9 protein-coding genes and 1 pseudogene are annotated in these 9,606 nt (G+C 70.2%); 7 read left to right on the plus strand and 3 right to left on the minus strand.

What is annotated here, in order from left to right; all coding sequences use genetic code 11:
• From AC0CYZ_RS29535 to AC0CYZ_RS29545, 3 genes and pseudogenes are all read left to right on the plus strand, one after another.
• Positions 1-186: pseudogene (locus AC0CYZ_RS29535) on the plus strand (polysaccharide deacetylase family protein); the annotation flags it as partial.
• Positions 187-823: 637 nt separating this feature from the next.
• Positions 824-1,018, plus strand: a complete 195-nt coding sequence (locus AC0CYZ_RS29540; RefSeq protein ID WP_472221683.1) for a hypothetical protein — start codon at positions 824-826, stop codon at positions 1,016-1,018.
• A gap of 992 nt (positions 1,019-2,010) precedes the next feature.
• Complete coding sequence (locus AC0CYZ_RS29545) at positions 2,011-2,469, plus strand: helix-turn-helix domain-containing protein (protein ID WP_472221684.1); 459 nt, start codon at positions 2,011-2,013, stop codon at positions 2,467-2,469.
• Positions 2,470-2,877: 408 nt separating this feature from the next.
• Here AC0CYZ_RS29545 and AC0CYZ_RS29550 read toward each other — a convergent pair whose 3' ends face one another.
• Positions 2,878-3,396: a hypothetical protein gene (locus AC0CYZ_RS29550; protein ID WP_472221685.1), complete on the minus strand. Its 519-nt coding sequence runs from the start codon at positions 3,394-3,396 to the stop codon at positions 2,878-2,880.
• 276 nt (positions 3,397-3,672) lie between these two features.
• Between AC0CYZ_RS29550 and AC0CYZ_RS29555 the strand changes: the two genes are divergently transcribed.
• Positions 3,673-3,927, plus strand: coding sequence for a hypothetical protein (locus tag AC0CYZ_RS29555; RefSeq protein WP_472221686.1), 255 nt, complete (start codon positions 3,673-3,675; stop codon positions 3,925-3,927).
• A 393-nt stretch (positions 3,928-4,320) separates the two neighbouring features.
• Positions 4,321-4,908 carry a DUF305 domain-containing protein gene (locus tag AC0CYZ_RS29560; RefSeq protein ID WP_472221687.1) on the plus strand — a complete coding sequence of 196 codons (588 nt, stop codon included), beginning with the start codon at positions 4,321-4,323 and terminating at the stop codon, positions 4,906-4,908.
• 100 nt (positions 4,909-5,008) lie between these two features.
• Here AC0CYZ_RS29560 and AC0CYZ_RS29565 read toward each other — a convergent pair whose 3' ends face one another.
• Complete coding sequence (locus AC0CYZ_RS29565; protein ID WP_472221688.1) at positions 5,009-5,170, minus strand: hypothetical protein; 162 nt, start codon at positions 5,168-5,170, stop codon at positions 5,009-5,011.
• 1,504 nt (positions 5,171-6,674) lie between these two features.
• Between AC0CYZ_RS29565 and AC0CYZ_RS29570 the strand changes: the two genes are divergently transcribed.
• Both AC0CYZ_RS29570 and AC0CYZ_RS29575 read left to right on the plus strand, forming a co-directional pair.
• A complete protein-coding gene (locus tag AC0CYZ_RS29570; protein ID WP_472221689.1) occupies positions 6,675-7,673 on the plus strand; it encodes a replication protein RepA in 999 nt (332 codons plus the stop codon).
• A gap of 737 nt (positions 7,674-8,410) precedes the next feature.
• Positions 8,411-8,671: a hypothetical protein gene (locus AC0CYZ_RS29575; protein ID WP_472221690.1), complete on the plus strand. Its 261-nt coding sequence runs from the start codon at positions 8,411-8,413 to the stop codon at positions 8,669-8,671.
• A 56-nt stretch (positions 8,672-8,727) separates the two neighbouring features.
• Here AC0CYZ_RS29575 and AC0CYZ_RS29580 read toward each other — a convergent pair whose 3' ends face one another.
• A complete protein-coding gene (locus AC0CYZ_RS29580; protein WP_472221691.1) occupies positions 8,728-9,075 on the minus strand; it encodes a hypothetical protein in 348 nt (115 codons plus the stop codon).
• Between the last annotated feature and the right edge of the window lie 531 nt (positions 9,076-9,606).

Raw genomic sequence — 9,606 nt, forward strand, 5'->3', positions numbered from 1 at the left:
ACCACCGTCACGCCCCAGTTCCTGCTCTCCCAGGCGCGCCGCTACCTCACCCCTGGAACGATCATGCTGGGGCACGCCAACCACCCGACGGTGCTCGGGCTGTTCGACCAGATCACCGGCATCATCCGCGAGCGGGGCCTGCGACCGGTCACTCTCAACGAGTTCTTCGCCGCCCACTCGCGTTGAGCACGGCCGGCATCACCCTCCGCGCGGAGGGCGACCTGAGGACTCCCGACCGCTGTCGCTCAGGGAGGCGCCGTTCCGGGTGCCGGCGCTGTGGTGCCGGCCATATGGGGTGCCCACCGAAGGACACCGTCATGCGACTGCGAGACCTGTTCCGCCGCGAGACCCCACACGACGACCCCGACCATGAGCTCGAGGACGACGGGTCACGCCGTGTCGAGGCGACCCCCCTGCGGGGATCGAGCCGGCCCGGGTGGTGGCCGCCCCGGTCGCGGATTGGGCGCGGCACCCGCGGGTGGCGACACGAGACGGTCGCCACCGGCTGCGGGCTCCCGGGTCCGGGGACGGTGACGACGATGCGTGATGACCCGCGTGCTGCGGACGCCCTGGAGGCCGCGCTCGAGCGCAGCCGGGGCCGGCCGTGACCGCCGTAACCGGGGCTGGACCCTCCCACAGCGGGACACCGGAACGTCGTCCCCATGACCGAACAGCTCGAATTCGTCGGGCGGCGCGCGGTGGTCACCGGCGCCACCGGGGCCGTCGCCGCCGCGGTAGTCGCCCGACTCGTCGCCGCCGCGCCACCGTCCTCGGAGTTGCCCGCAAGCCACCGGCCGAGCAGCCCGGGGAGGCCGAGGCGTCCGTGGCCGCCGACCTCACCTCCCCCGACGGCGTCGGCCTCGTCTCGGAGCGCGTCAGCGAACGCTTTGGCCGCGCCGACGTCCTCGTGCACGTCGCTGGCGGCTCGCACGCCCCCGCCGACGGGTTCGCCGCGCTCGACGAGGCCGCCTGGCAGGACGAGCTCGCGCTGAGCTCGGCGGGGCGGCCAGAGGCGTGATGTTCCTGGTCGGACCGCTACAGGCTAGAACCGCGTCGAGTGGAGCCGACTCCGTGGAGGACTCGGAGCACGAATCAGCCCGCGCCCACGCCACCGCGCGCTCGCCGGAGTCGCAACTGGTCCATCGGAACCCGAAGCGGCGTGCCGCGACGATCCCGAGGTCGACGCCCGAGCACCTGAAAGCGGCGGCCTCGACCCCACCACCACGGGGGCCAAGGCCGTCGTCGGCGGCTTGGTGGCGTCGACGGCGGATTTGGCCGCGGCGATGCCGGCGCTGCGGCTGGATGACCCCGCGCTGGCCGACGCGGTGGCCTCGGCGTGGGTGGACGCCGCGTCCTGGGCTGACATCGGCGTCGCGCTGGGGGTCGCCCGGCAGGTGGCGTGGAAACCCTGGCGGCACACCGTGCTCCCCGGCCCGTCCCGGGCGCTGGCTCCGGCCGCCGACGGGCGCCCGCGGCGCCGCGAGCTGCACCGCCCGCGCGGCTGGCTGGGACAGCCCGGCTGGGCCCATCCCTCGCCGAGGGGCACAGTCCGCTGGCCTACGGGTCACCCTCGCGGGGCGGGAGCGGGTCGGGGTCGCCGCGACTGCGGCCTACGCCGGTCCGGGCTGCACTTGCGGTTGGCGCGGCACTGTCCTCGACGTGCCCGAGGGCCCGCACCGGATCCGACCGCGCCGATCCGGGCCCGGCTCGCTCCGACGCGCGACGACGGGCGACGACGCCGCCGACCTGGACCGGCTGGTCGCCCAGGCCCGGGTCCGGGGCGCGTCGTGGGCGGCTATCGGCGTCGCGGTCGGCATGACCGCCCAGGGGGCGTGGGATCTGGTCTACCCCTGCGGGATCGGTGGGCAATGCGGCGGCGCCGCGGCCACGGGCCCGGCGCAGCCGCTCGATGGTGCTGCGCTCCGAGACCCACCGCTGAGCTCGTGCCCTACCTGTCCGACGTACTGTGGGAGTGTGGGTGTGGCGTCCTCCCCCCGGGTCCCCCGTGAGTTGTTCGAGGCAGAGCGGTTGCTGCGTGCCGCGGTGGTGAAGCTCGATAAGGCCGTCGATGACGCTGATCGACTCTCGCGCGTGGAGAGCGAGACCCTCGAGATCGTCCGCCGGACCGGGGCGCTTCCGGGCCACGACCTGGTTCGGGCGACCGGCCTCGCGTCGTCCACGGTCTACGAGATCGTCGATCGGCTTGTCCGCAAGGGGGTCGCGCGCCGGGTGCAGCGAGCGGAGGTGCCGTGGTCGCCGCTTATCGAGCTCGATCCCGGCTATCGGGCGCGGGCTGAGGCGCTGTCGGGGTGGGTCGACGCCGCGGTCCTCGAGGTGTGCGAGGCCTACGACCCCGAGCAGCTTGACCTGCTGATCGGGTTCGTGGCGGCGTTGATCCGGATCCGGCGCGACGCCGCGGACCAACTCCGCGATGGACCCTCGACCGCCGAGCACGCTGGTGAGCGTTAGTCGCGGCGCGGCGGCCGGCGCCGGACCTCGTCTGGCATCCCGATGATCTCGGCTGCCAGCTCGGCGGCGCGGGGGTAGATGTCCGGGTCGTCCTCGGCGGGCGTGCCGGTCAGGACGACGGTGAGCGCGGCGAGGACGTCACCGGTCGCGGGGCCCCGGGTCGAGGACGTCGGCGACGCTGGAGGAGACGCGGGAGCGCGGTTACGAGATCGTGCACCCGATCACGACGGAGCCCTGGGAACGTGCGGCGCTTCTTCGTCCGGGCGCCCCGCCAGGCAACGTCTTCAACATCGCCCAGCACGTCGACTGACCCCTCCGTCGCCCAACCCGACGAGCGAACGTATCGGGGGCCGCAGCGGGCCGTTGGAGCGTAGGAGTTCGTTCTCCTGGGGGTGTCATGCGGAAGGTTCAGGCTGTCGCGGGAGTCCTGGCGGCGGTGTCGGCGTCGACGTTGTTGGCGGTCGGGTTGGCGACGGGCGCGCATGCGGTCCCAGAGCACGCAACAATCCGGTCTACGCCGGCACCTGCGCAGTGCATCGAGACCAGGATCCGGGCGGTCGATCCGCGCCTGGCGCGCACGAATCCCCACGAGTACGTCCTGCTGGTGCAGGCGGCGATCCGGTCGTGTCTGGTCGTGCCGCGGTTGACGACCACGCTCCCGATGACCACCACCACCACGCCGTCCCCCATGACCACGACGACGACGCCGCCCCTCACGGGGACCAGGACCGTTCGCCCGAACGTCGGCTGACGGGAGCACTCGGCTCGCCATGCGGCGGCCTTCTCGCGGTCGAGAGCGGCCTTCGGCACGCCGTTAGACCGAGCGGTACCGGCAGCAGATGGAGACGACGAGGCCTCGGTGTCGATTTCGCCTTGGCGGCTGCTGTCGTCGGGTTCCGCTTCGCCCCCGACCGCTACGCCGCCCACGTGCTGCCTGCCCCTGCGGCTCGTCAATGAACTCGCCCCTGACCTCCAGGCACCCCACTCGTCGTGCGACAGGTCCCGCTCCCAAGTGTTTCGAACATATGTTCTACTGTTTGGGTGACGGACGGCAGAGTTCCTGATCTCGACGGCAAGCCACCCGGCGCGCTCCCCCACGGCTTCGGGCGTGGCGAGGGCGGACACGTCCGAGCGGTCTGGGTTCGGCTCCGATTGGTTCATCCCAGCCCGACCGAGCTCCGTGACGAGGACGCCCCGCTGCCCGTGGATCCTCCCGAGGGCGCGCCGGTGCCCGCCGGCCGGCAGGGCAGGCTGGACCTGCGGGGCGAGGTGATCGGGTGGCTGCACCACTGGGAGCGCGATCTCGACGGGCAGTGGTATGGCCTCGTCGACTACTCGGTCCCGCTGGTCGAGGACTTCCGGCCCGCCAAACGAGTCGACTGCGGGCTCGTGCCCGCTGCGGCGCTACGCCCTCGAGAGCCTCAGACCACCGACGGTCCCTCCCGGCACGCCACGTAGCGCACGACCTTGCCGGGGGTGAGGTCGGCGACTGAGCGAGGCCATTGAGACGTCGGCGCGGCGCGCGGGGGGCTCGCGATCAGCCCGCGGTGGCCGGGCGGTGACGTCCGCCGCGGGCCTGGTCGGTCACCTTGGCGGTGATGGGCAGAGCCGGACCCGGCCGCTGGTGTAGTCCGTGGGCCACGCGGTCGGCCCATGTGGTCTTCCGGCGTGCCGAGGGCATCCCCGGTCCTCGGCAGGAACGGTCGCCAACGATGCTCAATGCGAAGTGGCCCTGAGGATCACGAGGTGACCGCCGCGGACGCCCGGGCATGTCGCTATACGGCGTGGGGTGAACGCGGACGGGTCGGGACGCGAACCTTGGCGGTCATCCACCGAAGGAGAACGAGCTCGATGAGATCCGTTCGCGTCCGTCGGCTCGCCGTCGTGTTGCTCGTCCCGGCCCTGGCGACGCTCGCGGCCTGCGGGACGTCGGGCTCACCGTCCGGGAACGGCCCGACCCAGTCGTCGACGGCGGCGACGCCGGGGGCCGCGTCGCCTGTCGACTCCGCATTCGTCCTGCACATGCTCCCGCATCACGAGCGGGCGCTTCAGGTCGGCGCGTTGATGACGGCGCAGGGGTCGGACCCGCGGGTGCGGGAGTTCGGGCAGCGGATCGTCGCCGAGCAGAGCCCTGAACGAGATCGGTTGCAGAGCTGGGTGACGGCCCTGCACCTGACGCCGTCGGCCAGCGATGCGGCCATGGCATCGGGGTACATCGACGACGCGACGCTGACCCGGCTGCGCGGCGAGGCCGGGACCGCGTTCGACCGCGACGCGCTGGTCTTCTCGGCGAACTCCGAGACCGGGGCCGCGCAGATGAGCGCCATCGAGCTGCGGGGCGGCACCTACCCCCCGGCGCGGGACCTGGCGACGGCCATTTCGACCGCCCCGTCCGGTGAGATCCCGCAGCTCCGGAGCCTGGCGGACGAGCTGGGGTGAGCCGCCGGTTCACCAGCCGGCCAGCGAACGACGCGAGGATCGCCTCTGCCACCACGCACCGCCGGACTTGTTGGATCGAGACTTCGGCTACGCTGCGCCATCAGCTCGCCAGGTGTTGCCCTTCCCTGAGCAGCACCACCGTCGCAAGGAACGTCCGCGCAAACCTGGCGGTGACCGGGACCGTGCTATCCATCCCGACCGCCACCGCGGCGTTGCTGGACGCGGCCATGTCCTCAGTGGACGCGTCGGGCAGGTCGGACAAGTGGCGAGCGTCCCGGGCGGCGTTCGAGGATGACCTGGTGCTGCGGTCCGTGGGCATGCTCGCATGTATTGCCGACCCCTTCTTGGTCGTCCGTCCTGCAGTTGACTGGCCGGCGAGTGGCGCTGCGCATAGGAGGCCGACCCTGCGCGGTACGGCCTGCGGGCTTTTGGAGGCACGCATAACCGGCCGACCGTGCGCCGACGCGGTGCGCATAGACGGCCGACCCTGCGCGCAGTCACCTGCCCTTCGGCGCCTCCACCCCACGGCACCGTCAGGTACTCACCGTCCCCATGAGCAGGTAGGTGGGTCGGAGACCGAAGTGGGCAGTGAACCGGACCACCGGTCGGGGGTTCGAGTGAGGTTGGAGCACATGGCGGGGGGGCCTTCGGAGGGCGTCGCCGCTCGGAGGTAGGGCTGAGGACCGAAGAGCGGCCTGGGCCGGTGAGTGTGGAGCTGTCGCAGGCGGGGCGATGCGGGCGTGGAGTGAGGCCTGTCGAGTGGTTGTCGGCAGGTCCAGGGACGGGTAACCCTCGCTGCTCGAGCTCCGACGGTGAGGCTTGGAGGCAGAAGGCGCCTGGATCGACGGAACTCGGCGGAACTTGCGCGCCCATTCGGCCTACAGGATCTCTCTACAGGGAAAGAACTACAGGGGGCCAAGAAAACGACCTCTGACCTGCGTGAACGACAAGATCTGGTCGGTCGGGTATGCGTATCGGGTCGGCATGACATGCGCAGATCTGGGACCGGCGGTCGGCGAGACATGCGCGGCCGGTTGGGACTCGAGCGGTCGCTGCCGGCCCGACGCTCTGCGGTCGGCGCTCTATGCGTGGCCTCGATCGATCGGCGCCTGCCACCCAAGACTTGGTCGGCAGACTATGCGCGACGGCGGCGCGTTCTGGAGGCCTTGCTCATAGTCGCAGGTCAGCGACTCGCGACCCGCCGCCGCTCCGGGGTTTTGTTCCGTCTGAGGGGCTGTGGTCGGCAAGGTATGCGCGGCACCGTCTGAACGTGTCGGCTGGCGCGGCGGTGCCGGTTCCGGCGCTCCGGAAGCCCAGGTCGGCCATGTATGCGCGGACCTTGTCGGTCCGTGGTCGGCGATCTATGCGCCCGCTGAGCAGCGACGATCCTGTGCTGGGGGCCGGCGGGGTCGGGGTCGGCAAGCTATGCGTAGACGGGCGGGTCGGTGTCGCCGGTGAGCAGGAGCAGGATGTGGCTCCTCGGGTCCTGAAAGGCTATGGATCCGCGGGCCTAGCCGGTGACGCTCTTGCGCCGTCTCTCAGGTCCGCGTGCTCGACGGTCGGCGAGCCATGCGTGGACAGCTCGATGGTGGCTGCGGATCGGAGGCTGCTCGGTCGGCGGTTCATGCGTGGACAGCAGGCACGACACGCCCATGGTCGGCAATGCATGCGTGGATGGCTGCGAGGTCGGTAACTTATGCGTGGACAACACTCCGTGTTCGCCGGGGTCCCGATCGTGCGGGCTCGGCCGTGCCATGCTGCCCCCCATGACGGCCCTGGCGTCGAACTCCAACCGCGACCTCAAGTTCCTGCGTGCCGCCGCAGAGCTGTGGGACCAGGAGGAGCAGGAGATCGGGTTCCTGGCCCGCCTGTTCACCCAGACCTCGCTGCCCTATCAGGAGCCGAAGACCAAGGAGCGCTGGGAGCGTCGCAACGGCGATCTGGTCCTCAGCGTTACCCCGGGTCCCTCGGGCTACCCCTACGGGACGGTGCCTCGCCTGCTGTTGCACTGGCTGTCCACCGAGGCGTTGCGCAAGCAGAGTCGTGAGCTCACGCTCGGACGCAGTCTGTCGGACTTCATGCGCCAGCTGGGCATGACCCCGACCGGCGGGAAGAACGGCACGATCACCCGCCTGATGACCCAGAGCGAGCGGCTCTTCCTCGCTTCGCTCTCGGTGAAATGGGAGAAGGAGACCGGCGCAGGTCGGCGGGTCACCGGTGGACAGATGTCGGTGGCCAGCACCTTCGACCTCTGGCACACCCACCGCGACGACCCCGGCGCCGAGCCGCTGTTCCCCTCCACGGTCAAGCTCTCGGGAGACTTCTTCGACGAGGTCGTCAACCACCCTGTGCCGGTCGACATCGGCGCGTTGCGCGCGCTGCGCGGCTCCGCCCTTCGCCTGGATATCTACTGCTGGGTCACCTATCGGATGAGTTACCTGCGGAAGTCTTGCACGGTGTCCTGGGAGACCCTGCGTGCCCAGTTCGGCTCCGACCTCGCCGACACCAAGCAGGGACGCAACCAGTTCAAGCGCGATTTCACTAAGCACCTCACCGAGGTGCTGATCGTCTACCGCGAGGCAAAGGTCGACGTCACCGATGCTGGCGTCGTCCTTCACCCCAGCCGCACCCACGTGCCCTTCCGCGGGCTCAAGGCCCTCTCCAGCGTTTCGAGCGACCCAGAGCCCGGCACTGACCCGGAGCCTGACAGGGCGCCGGAGTCGATCACGGTCGACGATTCTCTCGCGAACCCCGCCTCGCACTGACCGACCCTGTTCGCCGACGCGATGGCCCGCTGCCTTCTTCGGGCCCGCCGGCCGTCGGCTGTGAGGGTTCATTACCGCAAGCTGACAGGTGGGTGTGGGCCTCCGATGCCGTGATAAGCCCCCTTATCGCGGCACTCAACGATGAGAGTTCCGGCTGAAGATGCGATGTCGTGGTCCAGCCAGTCGTCGCGATGTCCGTCCAGGGTCGAGTAGCTCGCGTCGCGGCTGCGGAGTGCATCGGCGCCGTCACCCGCCCTCCTCGGTCGGTAGCGGAGACGTCCAGTTCTGGCTGGACTCGGTCGTGAAGGTACTACGGTGCTACTTGCTGGCCGGTGACCTCGGTGACCTCGGTGAGCTCGACATGTGGGCGGTACAAGGGCGGGTCGGGAGCGTCACCGAGGCACGAGACGCGGTGACGCAGCAGCGGACCCACCGCGACTAAGGTCCCTACGGGTGGGTCGCCGAACTTGAGCAGGTCCTCGCCAGTAACGCCGAGCGCCTCCGCGAATCTATCTTCCTAATCTTGTCGCAGGCGGTGGCACCCCAGCCGCTTCAGCCACCAGGCGGGCTCAAGCCGCCAGACGACGTCTTAGCCGCGCGGCCGCGCGAGGCGCGAGGCGCGAGGCGCGAGGCGCGAGGCGCGAGATCAGCTGGCCGCTGTCGCTTCCCTACTCACCGGCTCCGACCGGCTACGGCGCCACCAGGCCCCGCCGAACGTTCAATACCTTCTATCCGGGGTGGCGGTGCGCGGCGTCTGCGGGGCGACGGTGAACGCTGGCACCCATCGCGGGAAGTACCACGCCTACCGCTGCCGCGCCGCCCTCGGGCATGTGGCCCGCCGCGGCGACGATGCCGACGACTATGTGTCCGAGATCGTCACCGGCCGCCTGGCCCAGCCCGACGCCGCAGTCTTGCTCGAGGACGACCGTCGGCATACAACTCGGTCGGCGGCAGGCGGCTTCTCTAGTATCGCCCGCCAGCCAACCGTGGGCCGGTGAGGTGGTTGCCCCGTCGATGTGGCCACGCGGGGCGTTTCCTCCGCCCTGGCGAGCTGCTAATGGGTCAGAAGGCTGACAGTCTGCTGCTGATTGGCCTGCCGGTTAACACGGAACGTCCGCCCCCACGAGGGGTTGCGGAAGTTTTGGCAGGTCACGTAGACCGTGACATTCTCGCCACCCGCCGGCACCTGGAACAAGTCCACCTGGTAGTTGAGGCCATTGATTGTGGCGTCTCGGGCCTCGCCGTTCGCGGCCTGGAAGCGCGCCCTAGAGGCAAGGTAACTCGTCGATGGAAGCGCTGGTGGCCAGGTGGCGCAACTAATCTGGCCCGATATCCGGACGTGGTTCGGCACGTTGGCCTCGGCCGATGGGGCCAGCGCGAGCGACAGGCCCAGCGCGAGCACCGCTCCTGCGACAACCGAGGAGCGTTTGAGGGACGGCATGAGATGACCTCCGATAACGAAGGCAACGCCCCCCGCGGCGCCGCTGGACGTAAAGCACGTGTGTGGTCCTGCACTATGGCGCTGCAAATGGCACTGGAGGTCGGGTGCCACCCGGATGGACTAATCAAATCACCGCAACGACACGCTAGGTAGTTAGGCAAGCAACTCGACGCAGAGCTGCTGGGCGTGAAGCAGTGGGCCGCCGAGAACGGTTACGGCCGCTGCGTCGCGCGGCTGGTCGATGTTGGGGCGCGTCGGCTGGCTCGCGACGGCTGGTAGCGGTCCATTAGCCAGCGGTGCACCGGCTCGCGAGAGCAGGGGCATGGTGGCAGTCGTGCCGGAGTACCATTTAAAGGGCTCTTCGATCTTGAGTGGGCACGGCCGGTGTGGCCGTTCGGCGTCAGCGTCGTGAGGGCCCGGGGCCGCCTGATTCTCGCTCTGTTGCGGAGCAGCGGGAGGAGGCCACGGGCCGTGGAGAACGGTACGACGGCG

The sequence above is a fragment of the Actinomycetospora sp. genome (assembly GCF_055612215.1).

Excerpts from the sequence above, each read along its gene's own strand:
- AC0CYZ_RS29560 (WP_472221687.1), top strand. The coding sequence starts at position 4,321 with ATGAGATCCGTTCGCGTCCGTCGGCTCGCCGTCGTGTTGCTCGTCCCG.
- AC0CYZ_RS29570 (WP_472221689.1), top strand. The coding sequence starts at position 6,675 with ATGACGGCCCTGGCGTCGAACTCCAACCGCGACCTCAAGTTCCTGCGT.